The organism is Bradyrhizobium sp. BTAi1, assembly GCF_000015165.1.
Classification (GTDB): Bacteria; Pseudomonadota; Alphaproteobacteria; order Rhizobiales; family Xanthobacteraceae; genus Bradyrhizobium; species Bradyrhizobium denitrificans.
Map to the genome: position 1 here is coordinate 4,705,684 of NC_009485.1, position 13,783 is coordinate 4,719,466.

Annotated in this window: 11 protein-coding genes; 7 read left to right on the forward strand and 4 right to left on the reverse strand. The window is 66.2% G+C overall.

Annotated features, from left to right (window positions below; genetic code table 11):
- The first annotated feature begins 13 nt into the window (after window positions 1-13).
- The 3 genes from glp (at window position 14) to BBTA_RS21005 (ending at window position 2,955) form a co-directional block, all read left to right on the forward strand.
- Complete coding sequence (gene glp, locus BBTA_RS20995; protein ID WP_012044523.1) at window positions 14-1,222, forward strand: gephyrin-like molybdotransferase Glp; 1,209 nt, start codon at window positions 14-16, stop codon at window positions 1,220-1,222.
- Window positions 1,223-1,423: 201 nt separating this feature from the next.
- A complete protein-coding gene (lexA, locus tag BBTA_RS21000; RefSeq protein WP_012044524.1) occupies window positions 1,424-2,122 on the forward strand; it encodes a transcriptional repressor LexA in 699 nt (232 codons plus the stop codon).
- Between the two features lie 392 nt (window positions 2,123-2,514).
- Window positions 2,515-2,955 carry a hypothetical protein gene (locus BBTA_RS21005; RefSeq protein ID WP_012044525.1) on the forward strand — a complete coding sequence of 147 codons (441 nt, stop codon included), beginning with the start codon at window positions 2,515-2,517 and terminating at the stop codon, window positions 2,953-2,955.
- A 301-nt stretch (window positions 2,956-3,256) separates the two neighbouring features.
- On the opposite strand, the gene BBTA_RS21010 is transcribed toward BBTA_RS21005, so the two are convergent.
- On the reverse strand, window positions 3,257-5,545 hold the full coding sequence (locus BBTA_RS21010; RefSeq protein ID WP_012044526.1) for a ComEC/Rec2 family competence protein: 2,289 nt from the start codon (window positions 5,543-5,545) through the stop codon (window positions 3,257-3,259).
- Between the two features lie 139 nt (window positions 5,546-5,684).
- Between BBTA_RS21010 and BBTA_RS21015 the strand changes: the two genes are divergently transcribed.
- Window positions 5,685-5,897, forward strand: coding sequence for a hypothetical protein (locus BBTA_RS21015; RefSeq protein WP_012044527.1), 213 nt, complete (start codon window positions 5,685-5,687; stop codon window positions 5,895-5,897).
- 26 nt (window positions 5,898-5,923) lie between these two features.
- On the opposite strand, the gene BBTA_RS21020 is transcribed toward BBTA_RS21015, so the two are convergent.
- Window positions 5,924-7,615, reverse strand: coding sequence for a glutamine--tRNA ligase/YqeY domain fusion protein (locus tag BBTA_RS21020; protein ID WP_012044528.1), 1,692 nt, complete (start codon window positions 7,613-7,615; stop codon window positions 5,924-5,926).
- Window positions 7,616-7,751: 136 nt separating this feature from the next.
- Between BBTA_RS21020 and gltX the strand changes: the two genes are divergently transcribed.
- The 3 genes from gltX (at window position 7,752) to BBTA_RS21035 (ending at window position 11,691) form a co-directional block, all read left to right on the forward strand.
- Window positions 7,752-9,176 carry a glutamate--tRNA ligase gene (gltX, locus tag BBTA_RS21025; RefSeq protein WP_012044529.1) on the forward strand — a complete coding sequence of 475 codons (1,425 nt, stop codon included), beginning with the start codon at window positions 7,752-7,754 and terminating at the stop codon, window positions 9,174-9,176.
- A gap of 333 nt (window positions 9,177-9,509) precedes the next feature.
- Window positions 9,510-10,814, forward strand: coding sequence for a citrate synthase (gltA, locus tag BBTA_RS21030; protein ID WP_012044530.1), 1,305 nt, complete (start codon window positions 9,510-9,512; stop codon window positions 10,812-10,814).
- Window positions 10,815-10,914: 100 nt separating this feature from the next.
- Window positions 10,915-11,691 (forward strand): dienelactone hydrolase family protein, encoded by a 777-nt coding sequence (locus BBTA_RS21035; protein ID WP_012044531.1) that lies wholly within the window; start codon window positions 10,915-10,917, stop codon window positions 11,689-11,691.
- A 40-nt stretch (window positions 11,692-11,731) separates the two neighbouring features.
- Here the strand turns inward: BBTA_RS21035 and lpxB are convergent, their stop codons facing one another.
- Together lpxB and BBTA_RS21045 are read right to left on the reverse strand one after the other, a co-directional pair.
- Window positions 11,732-12,925: a lipid-A-disaccharide synthase gene (gene lpxB, locus BBTA_RS21040; RefSeq protein ID WP_012044532.1), complete on the reverse strand. Its 1,194-nt coding sequence runs from the start codon at window positions 12,923-12,925 to the stop codon at window positions 11,732-11,734.
- A complete protein-coding gene (locus tag BBTA_RS21045) occupies window positions 12,922-13,779 on the reverse strand; it encodes an LpxI family protein (RefSeq protein ID WP_012044533.1) in 858 nt (285 codons plus the stop codon). Before BBTA_RS21045 ends, lpxB begins: the two co-directional genes overlap by 4 nt.
- Between the last annotated feature and the right edge of the window lie 4 nt (window positions 13,780-13,783).

Here is a 13,783-nt window from a genome sequence, read left to right on the forward strand (position 1 = left end):
CGAAGGAACTTCCATGGCCCTGATGCCGGTGTCCGATGCGTTGTCTGCAGTGCTCGCCGGCGCCGAGCCCCTGGCCGAGGAAATGGTGGGGCTGGACGCCGCGTTTCACCGGGTGCTCGCCCGCGACCTCGCGGCGCTGCGGACCCAGCCGCCCGAGGCGATGTCGGCGATGGACGGCTATGCTCTGCGTGCAGCCGACGCCGACAAGCCCAAGGCACGATTGAAAGTCATCGGCGAGGTCGCGGCGGGACGGCCGTTCGACCGCGTCGTGGGGCCCGGCGAGACCGCCCGCATCTTCACCGGCGGCGTGGTGCCGGAGGGGGCCGATGCGGTCGTGATCCAGGAGGACACGATCGCCGAGGATGGCCACGTCGTGATCACGGAGCCGGCGATCAAGGGCCGGCACATCCGGCCCGCCGGCGTGGACTTCCACCAGGGCATGGTGCTGCTGCAGGCCGGACGCCGTCTCAGCGACCGCGATCTGTCGCTCGCCGCCAGCATGAACCATCCGGCGCTGCCGGTACGGCGCCGGCCGAAGGTGGCGCTGCTCGCGACCGGCGACGAACTGGTGATGCCGGGATCCACGCCCGGGCCCGGCCAGATCGTCTATTCCAACGGCTACGCGCTGCGCGCGCTGGTGCGCAGCGAAGGCGCCGAAGCCATCGATCTCGGCATTGCCGCCGATACGCTCGAAGCGACCGTCGCCGGCATTCGCCGCGCGCGCGAGGCCGCGGCCGACATTCTCGTCACCACCGGCGGCGCGTCGGTTGGCGATCATGACCTGGTCAAGCAGGCGCTCGAGGCCGAGGGCGTCGAGATGGCGTTCTGGAAGATCGCGATGCGCCCGGGCAAGCCGATGATGCATGGCCGCCTCGCCGGCATGCGCGTCATCGGTCTGCCGGGTAATCCGGTGTCGTCCTATGTCTGCGCGATCCTGTTTCTGGTGCCGCTGATTCGCAGCCTGCTCGGCCGGGAGCCGCAGCTGCCGCGCGAGACCGCCCTGCTCGGCCGCGACCTCGGCGCCAACGATTCGCGTGAGGACTATCTGCGGGCACAGCTCGACAAGCGCGCCGACGGCACGCTGATCGCAACCCCCGTGACGCAGCAGGATTCCTCGCTGCTCGGGAATCTCGCGCTGTCGCAGGCGCTGGTGATCCGCCCGGCGTTCGCGCCGAAGGCATCGGCCGGCAGCCCATGCGAGATCCTGCGCCTGCCGCTCTGAGCCGTTTTCCCCGGCAAATCCCGGTCCGTTCACCATATTTTTGGGATTGCGGAACACACATCGAACATATAGTGTCCGTTCATGATTTGTTTTTAGTATGTTGCGGGCGAACGCGATCGTCCGATTCCCCTTCGCTCTCGAACGCTGGTCGTCGGAGCACGGCACGGGACTCGGACGACACCAACTGGGGACCAGGTCGAGATGCTGACGCGCAAACAGTACGAACTTCTGCGGTTCATCAATGAACGGCTCAAGGAAGCCGGTGTGCCGCCGTCCTTCGACGAGATGAAAGATGCGCTCGACCTGCGCTCGAAGTCCGGCATCCATCGCCTGATCACGGCGCTGGAGGAGCGTGGCTTCATCCGTCGATTGCCCAATCGCGCCCGCGCGATCGAGGTGATCAAGCTTCCGGAGCTGTCGCAGGCGGCCAGCAATCGCCGCGGTTTCACGCCGTCGGTCATCGAGGGGAATCTCGGCAAGGTGAGAACCTCCACGCCGGCGCTCGACGACGGCGAACGACCCGTCGCGGTGCCGGTCATGGGCCGGATTGCCGCCGGTACCCCGATCGAGGCGCTGCAGACCCGCAGCCATACGATCAGCGTTCCGGCTGACATGCTCGGCAATGGCGATCATTACGCCCTCGAAGTGCGCGGCGATTCGATGGTCGATGCCGGTATCCTCGACGGCGACATGGCGCTGATCCAGCGCAACGAGACCGCCGACACCGGCGACATCGTGGTGGCGCTGATCGACGATGAGGAAGCGACATTGAAGCGCTTCCGGCGCCGCGGCGCCTCGATCGCGCTGGAGCCCGCCAACACCGCTTACGAGGTGCGCATCCTGCCGCCCAACCGGGTGAAGATCCAGGGCAAGCTGGTTGGCCTCTATCGCAAATACTGATCGCGGACATGCTGCGCGGATACTGACGCCGACAAGCTCGGCGGTCGTCACGATCAGCGGACCTCAACAGTGACCGGGGGCGTGAGTGAGCTCCGCCGTCGGGACGATGCGGCGGCCACCTCAGGAAGCGGTGCGTCGCGCGACAGCGGCCGCTGGCGGCGAGCAATCACGCCCTCTGCCAATGCACCTCATGATGTGCAACGGATGTGCAACGCGGCAGACTCGAACGCGTGCTCAAACGCTTGTGATCGCGCGCAGGCAGAGGCCGTGCAGATCAGCGCAGAAATGCCGCGAAGCGCGCGCTAACATCCTCCTTGATGTCCACTCTGATAGAGGCCTGCGCCTGTCCGGGGGGAGCGTGGGTCGGCTATCTCTGAACGAGGAGCGATCCGATGTGTGACTACAGCCTCCATGCCGTTGCCTCCCGTCCCGCCAAGGTCGGCGAGACGCTGATTTCGACGACGTTCCGCGGCACCGCGACCCGTGGCTTCGCCTTGGAAAGCGAGCCCAACGTCGCGGTCTGCATGCTCCCCGGCACCGAGCTCGCGTTCGCCGAGGACGTCCGCTACGATAGCCGCTGGCTGTGGACCCGCACGATCCGCGAGCGCGTGGCCAAGTTCAACACCATCGAGAAGCACGTCCCCGATCGCCATCACGACGCCGTTGAGTTCGCCGACGGGCGCCATGTGCTTGTCACCCAGCTGTGCGAGGGCCAGCGCGTAACCGTGCTGCAGCTGCCGGTCACCAAGCCATCAGCCGATCGACGCCCGGATGTTGCGGAGGAGCTTCCGGCGACAGAAAGCCCGACGATTCGCCGTATCAGCATCACCTGATCGTACCGCTCGGCACGCGCTCGCGTTTTCTTGGCAAATCCACCCTCGTTCGGCGCGTCTGGATTCGCCGAGTCTGGATTCGCCAAGCCCATTCTTCGGATCGCACCGACGCGGCGCGGCAGCTCCTCGTTTTGGCAACAACCGGCGGCCGCCGCTTGGCGGCCTCTGGAAACGAACATCTGGTAACGAACATGGGGCGCTCGGCGGTCATCTTGTGAGTCCGCGGAGCGTCTCGTGATGTTGGCGTTCCATTTGAGATGATTGCGTGGGTGAACCGGCCCCCTCGCCGGTCGTGAACGACCTAATCATCTGCACCCTGCTCCGCCTCAGGCGGTGTCGCGTCCTGGACGCGTGGCATCGACGCGCGCGGCGTCAGCACCGGCTCGAACTCGCCCGTCTCGGCGGCTGGCCACCATGGCCGGCTGGTGCCGACGGCGCGCGCCGGTTTGACAGCAAATCCCACCCCCTGCGTCGCCAGCATCAAGGCGCCCTGCTGCTGCAGGCGCTGGCGATCAATCGCGGCGGCTGCGCAGGACGCTGGCGCAGCGCGCGACGTCACGATCAGTGCCGCGCGCGTGCAATCGTCGGCCAGCGCCTCCGGGCGCAGCGTCAGCGCCACGAACCGGCCATCGGCCATGGCCATCACACAACCGGACTCGTCGCAGGACACCCCGTCTCCCAAGGTGGGGTCCGACGGCACGCGCGGATCGGCATCGGCCGCCAGCCACTCCTTGACGACGAACACATCCTTGCCGGTCCGCATCACATGCAGCCGACCGTCGCGCCCGCGCACGGCGACCGCGCGTCCGTCGCCGGAAATCAGGATGTCCGGCTGCGGCGTGCTGACGGACCAGATCGTGGCAATAGCGATCAGGACCGCGCCCGACCAGCGCAGCGGTGTCCGCAACAGGCCGATGAGCAGGAGCCCGAAACTGGCCAGGATCAGCGGACCGATGCCGAACGCCGTGACGCGTCCGACGGCCCCAGGTAGCGCCGCTACCCAGCGCGTCACCGCGATCATCCAGTCGATGCCCCAGCCCATCAATGTCCAGCAAAGACCGTCGAGTCCGAAGGGCGCCGCAAGCAGTCCCAGCAGGCCGGCCGGCATCACCAGCGCCGAGACCACGGGCATGGCCGCAAGATTGGCCAGCACGCCATAGGGCGTGATCCGATGGAAGTGAAACGCCGCATAGGGCGTCGTGGCGAGCCCAGCGATCAGCGAGGCCAACAGCAGCATCGCGAGTTCGCGGCCGCCCCATAACGCGATGCGTTCGGTGACGGAGCTGTCCGGCGTCGCGAATAATCGCGGCAGCCCGAATTGCACCAGCGCGACCAGGCCGAGCGTCGCCGCGAACGACATCTGAAAGCTCGGATGGACGAGCGCTTCGGGCGCCGCGATCAGGACGATCATCGCCGCGACGGCCAGCGTGCGGAACGTCACCGCGCGGCGATCGACCATGACTGCGATCAGCACGATGGCCGTCATGAAGAACGACCGCTGCGTCGCGACCTCCGCGCCCGACAGGAGCAGATAGAACGCCGCCGCGACCAAAGCCGCCGCAGCCGCCCATTTCTTGATCGGGAGGCTCACCGTGAGGCCGGGGATCAGTGCGAGCAGCGCGCGCACCGCGAAGAACACGACGCCCGCGACCACCGCCATGTGATAGCCCGAGATCGAGAGCACATGGCCGAGGCCCGAGATGAACATCGCGTCGTTGACATCAGGCGTGATCGCATCGCGCCGGCCGGTCAGCAGCGCGGTCGCGATGGCGCGCTCGTCGCCATCGAGCCGGGCCCGGATGCGCGCGTCGATCGCATCGCGCAGGCCCTGCATGGCCGCCCCATAGCGCAGGCCAAAGCCGCCCTCCTGCGGCGGCGTCAGCGTCGTGATCCCGCCCATTACGAAGCCGGAGGCGCCGATGCCTTGGAAGAACATGTCGCGCGCGAAATCGTAGCTGCCGGGCCGCACCGGCGCCAGTGGGGGCAGCAGCCGCGCCTTGAGCTGCACGAAGCTGCCGACATCGGGCGCGGTGCCCTTGCGCACGGCCAGCCGGACGCGCGTCAGCGTGATCGCGTGGCGATCGCTCTCCATCGCGGTCACACGCAGCACGATGCGATCGCTGCGCTCGCGGATGTCACGCGCCTCGACGAAGCCGGACAGCGCCACGGAGTAAAGCGGCCGAGGCAGCACCGGATGCGCCACGCGTGCGGTCTTGCTGGTCGCGACCGCATAGCCGGACGCCGCGGCCGCGATCATCACCGCCGCCGGAAACAGCGGATGCCGCCGCATCAGCACGGCGACGATGCAGAGCAGCAGCGCGGTCGGCACGCTTGCCCACAGCGCGGGCTCATGATCGGCGGCAAAATAAACCGCAATGCCGGCGCCGAAGGCGACCGGCACCCAGGGCAGCAGCCGGCCAGCCCCGGCCTCCTCGCGCGTCCAGCGCGTCAGATGGGCGGATAGCGACGGCCAGGCGTCGGCGCCGACCTCAGGCCAGCCTCCGGTCCGCGCGCCGCGTGGCGGCCAGACATCGGCCATCACGCCCGCGATCCCGCGACGCCATCCTGGCGGCCTGGCGGGCTCCGCCATCTCGGTCCCCCGTAATTTGACGGAAGCAGAGGCTAGCGGAACTCAGCGGAACTGGCCTAGCGGAACAAAACGCGAATCTCGCAGCTATGTGCACGAATGGTGATTGGAACTTTGGGTCGCATCGGTGCTTATTTGGGGCATGGACGACGACCGTATTGACGACCCCCTTGCCGATCTCGATCTCGAGAAGGCGATCCACCTGCGCTGGACATTGCGAGACATCAAAGGACGCCGGCTCGCGCTCTCGCCCGTCGCGGACGAGGATATTGCGCTGCTCACCGCCCGCGGTCTTGTCGAGGTCAGCGACGGCGTGCCGAGGCTGACCGAGGCTGGCCATGACGCGATCACCTGAGGCGGCGATCGCGCCGGCCGGGCGCATCATCCGCCTTTCGCGACTTCCTTGGCGAACGTATCGCGCAGGCCGATCGTGCGGTTGAAGACGAGCTTGTCCGGCGTCGAGTCCGGATCGCGTACGAAATAGCCCTGGCGCTCGAACTGCATCGGTGCATCCGAATTGGCTGCCGCGATCGCCGGCTCGATCCGGGCGTCGGTCAGCACTTCGAGCGAGTTGGGGTTGAGGTCGGCGGTGAAGTCGGCGGCGTTGGGGCTCGGATTGGCGAACAGCTGATTGTAGATGCGGATCTCGGCCGTGAGGGACTGCGCTGCCGGCAGCCAGTGCATCGTCGCCTTGACTTTGCGCCCATCGGGCGCGTTGCCGCCCTTGGTCGCCGGATCATAGGTGCAGCGCAGCTCGACGATCTCGCCGGCCGCGTTCTTGATGACCTCGCGGCACTTGATGAAATAGGCATAGCGCAGCCGCACCTCGGTGCCGGGCGACAGGCGGAAGAACTTCTTGGGCGGGTTCTCCATGAAGTCGTCCTGCTCAATATAAAGCTCGCGGCCGAAAGCGATCTTGCGGGTACCGGCGGATGGATCGTCCGGATGGTTGATCGCCTCGAGTTCCTCGACCTGGCCTTCCGGATAGTTCTCGATCACCACCTTCAAGGGACGCAGCACCGCCATGCGGCGCAACGCAGTGCGGTTCAGCTCCTCGCGGATGCAGAATTCGAGCATGCCGACATCGACGATGCTGTTGGCTTTCGCAATGCCGATGCGCTTGATGAACTCGCGCACCGCGGCCGGCGGCACGCCGCGGCGCTTCAGCCCGGCGATGGTCGGCATGCGCGGATCGTTCCAGCCGGCAACGTGGCCGTCCTGCACCAGCCGCGTCAGCACGCGCTTGGACAGCAGCGTGTAGGTCAGGTTGAGCCGCGCGAACTCGTATTGATGCGGATGCGACGGCACCGGCAGCTTGTCGAGGAGCCATTCGTAGAGCGGCCGGTGATCCTCGAATTCGAGCGTGCAGATCGAGTGCGTGACGCCCTCAATCGCGTCCGACTGGCCGTGGGCGTAATCATAGCTCGGATAGATCTTCCAGGTGTCGCCGGTGCGCGGGTGATGGGCGTGCAGAATCCGGTAAAGCACGGGGTCGCGCAGGTTGATGTTGCCGGCGGCCATGTCGATCTTGGCGCGCAGCACGCGCGCGCCGTTCGGGAATTCGCCGGCCTTCATGCGCCGGAACAGGTCGAGATTCTCCTCGACCGTTCGGTCGCGGAACGGGCTGTTCTTGCCGGGCTCGGTGAGCGTGCCGCGCGCCAGCCGGATCTCCTCCTGCGACTGGTCGTCGACATAAGCGAGGCCGGCCTTGATCAGCCCTTCCGCCCACTCGTAAAGCCGCTCGAAATAGTCCGACGCGTAGAACAGGTTGTCGCCCCAATCGTAGCCGAGCCAGCGCACGTCGGCCTGGATGGAATCGATATATTCCTGCTCCTCTTTGGTCGGATTGGTGTCGTCGAAACGCAGATTGCAGCGGCCGCCGAATTCCTTGGCGATGCCGAAGTTGAGACCGATCGACTTGGCATGGCCGATATGCAGGTAGCCGTTCGGCTCCGGCGGGAACCGGGTGACGACGGTCTTGTGCCTGCCGCTGTCGAGATCGGCCTGGACGATGTCGCGGATGAAGTCGCGCCCTGCCTCAGCCGTCGCTGCCGTGTCTGTCGTCGTGGTCATCAAGAATATCCTGCTCCGGAATTTGGCAGCCTATCTGCCAAATCCGCCTCCCCCAAGGAAGGCTTTAGTTATGCGATAGGCCTGCTATACACCCCCCGCCCTTTACAGCCCCTGCCTGGATTTCGTGCTGCCGCCCATGACCTCACCGATCGTCACGCGCTTTGCCCCCTCCCCGACCGGCTTTCTCCATATCGGAGGCGCCCGGACGGCGCTGTTCAACTGGCTGTATGCGCGCGGCCGCTGCGGCAAGATGCTGCTCAGAATCGAGGACACCGACCGCGAGCGCTCGACGACGGCAGCGATCGACGCCATCCTGGACGGGCTGAAATGGCTCGAACTCGATTGGGACGGCGAGGTCATCTACCAATATAGCCGCGCCGCGCGCCACCGCGAGGTCGCCGAGCAGCTGCTCGCCAGCGGCATGGCGTATCGCTGCTATGCCACCGCGGAAGAGCTGGCTGCCATGCGCGAGAAGGCGCGCGCCGAAGGCCGTACCCGGCTCTATGACGGGATGTGGCGCGACCGCGACCCGAAGGACGCGCCAGGCGACGTCAAGCCGACGATCCGGCTGCGCGCACCGCTGACCGGCGAGACCGTCATCGAGGACCAGGTGCAGGGCCGCGTGGTCTGGCAGAACGAGAATCTCGACGACCTCGTGCTGCTGCGAGGCGATGGCAATCCGACCTATATGCTGGCCGTGGTGGTCGACGACCACGATATGGGGGTCACCCATGTGATCCGCGGCGACGACCATCTGATCAACGCCGCGCGCCAGAAGCAGATCTACGATGCGCTGGGCTGGACGGTGCCGTCGATGTCGCACATCCCGTTGATTCACGGGCCCGACGGTTCGAAGCTGTCGAAGCGCCACGGCGCACTCGGCGTCGATGCCTACCGCGCGATGGGATATTTGCCGTCCGCGCTGCGCAATTACCTGGTGCGGCTCGGCTGGAGCCATGGCGACCAGGAGATTTTCTCGACCGAGGAGATGATCAAAGCGTTCGATCTGCCGGCGATCGGCCGCTCGGCGGCGCGTTTCGACTTCGCCAAGCTGGAAAATCTCAACGGCCACTATATCCGCCACAGCGATGACGCGGCGCTCGTCCGGCAGTTCGAGGACGTGCTGAATTACGTGCCGAACGGCGCGACGCTCAAGGCCAAGCTCAATGACGCGACGCGCGCGCAGCTGACCCAGGCGATGCCGAGCCTGAAGGAGCGCGCCAAGACGCTGCTGGAGCTGATCGACGGCGCCGCCTTCCTCTTCGCCGACCGGCCGCTGCCGATCGATGCCAAGGCTGCCGCCCTGCTGACGCCGGACAGTCGCGCCTTGATCGGCCGACTGCACGACGCGCTGGCGGCCGTGGAGCCCTGGAGCGGCCCGGCCACAGAAGCCGCGCTGCGTGCATTTGCCGAAACGAACAATCTCAAGCTGGGCGCGGTGGCCCAGCCGCTGCGCGCCGCGCTGACCGGACGGACCACCTCGCCCGGCATCTTCGACGTTTTGGCAATTCTGGGGCGTGATGAATCCCTAGGCCGTCTCAAAGATCAGACCACCTCATAAGGTCTCATTTACCCCATCTTGCAGCGCACAGGGCAATACGATACGCATTTGCGCGGCACCAACCGGTGTCCCGGCTTTGGCATTCGTAACACGTTGCGGCGGGCCTCGTTTACGGATGTTACAGCCGAAGGACACTAGTAAGTATAAGAATCCAGTGCGGTTTCGGATTTGACCTTCGCTTAAGGTCTTCGCAGCGAAAGTGCATGCGAATGTCTTTGACGCGAATGTCTCTGACGCGAATGTCAAAGCCACCGCACTAGATAAAGTCCACCCGCCCTGCCATCTCTCAAAAAGAACAAGGGCCAAGCCTAACGATCTCATCGGGGACAAACGATGGACGCAAAATCCGCAAGCAAGACCGCGACCCTCACCGTCGGCAACAAGAACTTTGATCTTCCGATCCTGAGCGGCACGGTGGGCCCCGACGTCATCGACATCGGCAAGCTCTACGCCCAGACCGGGATGTTCACCTATGACCCCGGCTTCACCTCCACCGGCAGCTGCCAGTCCAAGATCACCTATATCGACGGCGACGCCGGCGTCCTGGAATACCGCGGCTACCCGATCGAGCAGCTCGCCGAGAAGGGCGACTTCCTGGAGACCTGCTATCTCCTGCTGTACGGGGAACTCCCGACGGCGGCGCAAAAGAAAGACTTCGACTATCGCGTGACCCATCACACGATGGTGCACGAGCAGATGTCGCGCTTCTTCCACGGCTTCCGCCGTGACGCGCATCCGATGGCGGTCATGGTGGCCTCGGTCGGCGCGCTGGCCGCGTTCTACCACGACTCGACCGACATCAACGATCCGAAGCAGCGCATGATCGCGTCGATGCGGATGATCGCGAAGATCCCGACGCTCGCGGCGATGGCCTACAAATACACCATCGGCCAGCCCTTCGTTTATCCGAAGAACGCGCTGTCGTTCGCCGAGAACTTCCTGCACATGTGCTTCGCCGTGCCGTGCGAGGATTACAAGCCGAACCCGGTGCTCGCCGACGCGCTCGACAAGATCTTCATCCTGCACGCCGATCACGAGCAGAACGCGTCGACCTCGACGGTCCGCATCGCCGGCTCCTCGGGCGCCAATCCGTTCGCCTGCATCGCCGCCGGCATCGCCTGCCTGTGGGGACCGGCGCATGGCGGCGCCAATGAGGCCGCACTGAACATGCTGGCCGAGATCGGCACCGTCGACAAGATCCCTGAGTTCATCGCCAAGGTGAAGGACAAGAACAGCGACGTGCGCCTGATGGGCTTCGGCCATCGCGTCTACAAGAACTACGACCCGCGCGCCAAGATCATGCAGAAGATGTGTCACGCGGTGCTCAAGGAGACGGGCCACGCCGACGACCAGATGCTGAAGGTCGCGCTGGAGCTCGAGAAGATCGCGCTCAGCGATCAGTACTTCATCGACCGCAAGCTGTATCCGAACGTCGACTTCTATTCGGGCATCACGCTCAAGGCGATGGGCTTCCCGGTCTCGATGTTCACCGTGCTGTTCGCGGTCGCCCGCACCGTCGGCTGGATCAGCCAGTGGAGCGAGATGATCGAGGACCCGCAGCAGAAGATCGGCCGGCCGCGCCAGCTCTACACCGGCGTGGCCACCCGCAACTATGTCGAGATCGACAAGCGCGGCTGATCGATAGCGAGATCAATCATCAAGGGCCCGTCCAGAGCGCTGGACGGGCCTTTTTCATTGCGGTTGGATGGTCTGATCTCAACAGCGCAAGGGCGGCGCAATGGCCAAACGGCTTCGGCTCTTCCGACGGATCTGCGCCACGGCGCTGATGCTGGCCTGCATCGGCGCGAGCCCAACGCATGCAGACGATGCAGCGCCGCAGGAACTGACCGTCGCGACCGCCGACGCGCCGGTCGCGATCAAGCTGTTTCCCGGCCGTCAGGACGGCAGGCGGCCGGCCGTGATCATTCTCCACGGCGCACAGGGGATTGAGCGCTTTGCGGCAGCGTATCGACGTTATGCCGAGACGCTGGCTCAGAAGGGGATCGATGCGGTTCTCGTGTCCTACTACGCCGCCGCCGACATCGAGCCGATGGGATCATCTGATCAGGCTTCTCGGCAAGCCTATTTTTACAAACATTTGCCGGAGTGGTCGGCGCGCATCCGCGACGTCGTCTCCTTCATGGCGCGACGTGACGTGTTCTCCGGCAAGGTCGGGCTGCTCGGTTTCTCCAATGGCGGCTTCCTCGCCGTGACCTCTGCCGCATCAGATCCGCGGATCGACGCGCTGGTGGTGTTTTATGGCGGGATTCCCGGCCCGGCTCAGCATGGCCTGGCTCACCTGCCGCCTCTGCTCGCGCTGCACGGCGACGCCGACCGCAACGTCCCCCTCTCGTCGGGCAAGGCGCTTGTCGATCGTGCCGCGGCACTCGGCGGTGCGGCCGATCTGGTCGTCTATCCGGGCATGGGCCACGGCTTCGATTTCGATCCAAGCCGCCCTGAAGCCGCCGACGCGCTGACACGAACGGTCAGTTTTCTCCAGGCGCATTTGCGGTGAGCGCGTCCTGACATCGCCGGATGTCCGCGCCCCGAACGCATCAGCCCGGCGCTCGTTCGCGGCGCATCGTCGCCAGCACGATGTCGGCGGCACGCTCGCTCGGCGAGGCCGCGCCTGTCGCCATGATGCTGTCGAGGCGACTGAACGCGGCAACTTGGCGGGCGCGGACGGGCCCGTCTTTCAACAGATCGACCAGCACCGGCGCAAGATTGTCCGCCGTGCAGTCTTCCTGCAGGAACTCCGGAATGACGGCCTCGCCGATCACGAGATTGGCGAGGATCACCGATGGCACCTTGACGAGACGCCGCAGGATGAAGGCTTCGACTTGGCCGACGCGATAGGCCGTGACCATCGGCACGCCGGCCAGCGCGAGTTCGAGGGTCACCGTACCGGATTTGGCGAGCGCCGCGCGCGCGCTGCGGAAGGCGGAGCGCTTCTCGGCCTCGCCCATGATGATGGTCGGCTGCACCGGCCAATTGGCCACCCCTGCTTTGACAGCGGCTTCGAGATGCGGTGTCGTCGGCAGCACCGCTTCGAACGCGATGCCTTGGGCCTGCAGCCGGGCCAGGGTCTCGCCGAACACCGGCATATGCCGCCCGACCTCGCTGCGGCGGCTGCCGGGCAGTACCAGCAACCGTGGCGGCGCGGCCTCGCGGCGCGCCTGCTCCTCCGGGGTGGGACGCAGGCTCGCAAGCTGCTCGATCAGGGGATGGCCGACATAGGTGCAGGGCGGACCATCGAGCCGGCGGAATGCGTCGGGCTCGAACGGCAGCAGGCCGAGGACATGATCGACATAGCCACGCATCGTCCGTGCCCGGCCCGGCCGCCACGCCCACACGGTCGGCGCCACGTAGTTGACGATCGGGATCGCGCCATCGCGCGCGCGAACCCGCTTCGCCACGCGCTGGGTGAAATCGGGACTGTCGATGATGACGAGCACGTCCGGCTGCGACGCGACGATCGCATCCACCGTGCCGCGGATCAGGCGCAAGATCTTGGGCAGCTGCTTCAGCACGGCGGTGAAACCGACGATCGACAGCTCCTCGATCGGAAACAGCGAGACGAGACCCTCGCCGATCATGCCGCGGCCGCCGACGCCGGAAAACGCGACGCCATCCCCGAGACGTTGGCGCAGCACCTTCATCAGGCTGGCGCCGAGACGGTCCCCCGACTCCTCGGTCGCGACCAGACAGATCCTGCGGATGGCCGGGCCTGCCGCGGGGAGCGCCGTCACGCAGCGACGCCCGTGATGAACAGGCCGGCACGATCGGCCGCCGAGACGGTTTCCTGCGGGTCGGCCAGCAGCGTGTAGCCGGCAGAGACGGCGACGCCGGCGAGGCCCGCAGCGGACAGGCCTTCGACGGTCCGCGGGCCGATGGTCGGCAGGTCATAGCGGAGGTCCTGGCCGGATTTCGGCGCCTTCACCAGCACGCCTCGCCCGGCCGCGGACCGGATGCGGCGATCGGCGCGCAGGCGCACGACGCGGGCCAACAGCCCGTCGGTGCCCCCAATGTCTTCGAGTGCCACGACATGCCCATCGATCACGACCACGGCCTGGCCGACATCGAACGGCGCCATGGCGCGGAGCACGGCGAGCCCCTTGGCGATATCGCCGGTGACCAGATCATTCGGCCGGCTTCGCGTCAGATGCCCTTCGGGAACGAGCAGATTGGGAGCGACATCCTTGACGCCGATCATATGGAAGCCGTGGCGCTCGAAGATACGGCCGACGCCCGACAGCAGATGATCGTCGCCGCCCCGGAATGCCGACCAGATGTAGGGCAGCTCGCGCAAGGTGCCCCAGTCGATACGGATCTCGGAGACCGCGGGACGCACGAGGTTGCCGATGAACATCAGGTCGCGGACGCCCTCCGCCTTCAACAACTTCAAGGCATTGCCGAGCTGGCCGAGGCCGATCCAGTGATGGCGGAAGCGCGCCAGCGGCTTCGGGTCGCAGATGCCTTTCAACGCAAACAGCACCGGCGTCTGCCCGCGCGCCACGATCTCGTCGGCCACCGCGAAGGGCAGCACGCCACCGGCCGCGATCAGGCCAACAGGCGGCGAGGTCTCGGTGGCCGGCCCGCCCATGTCG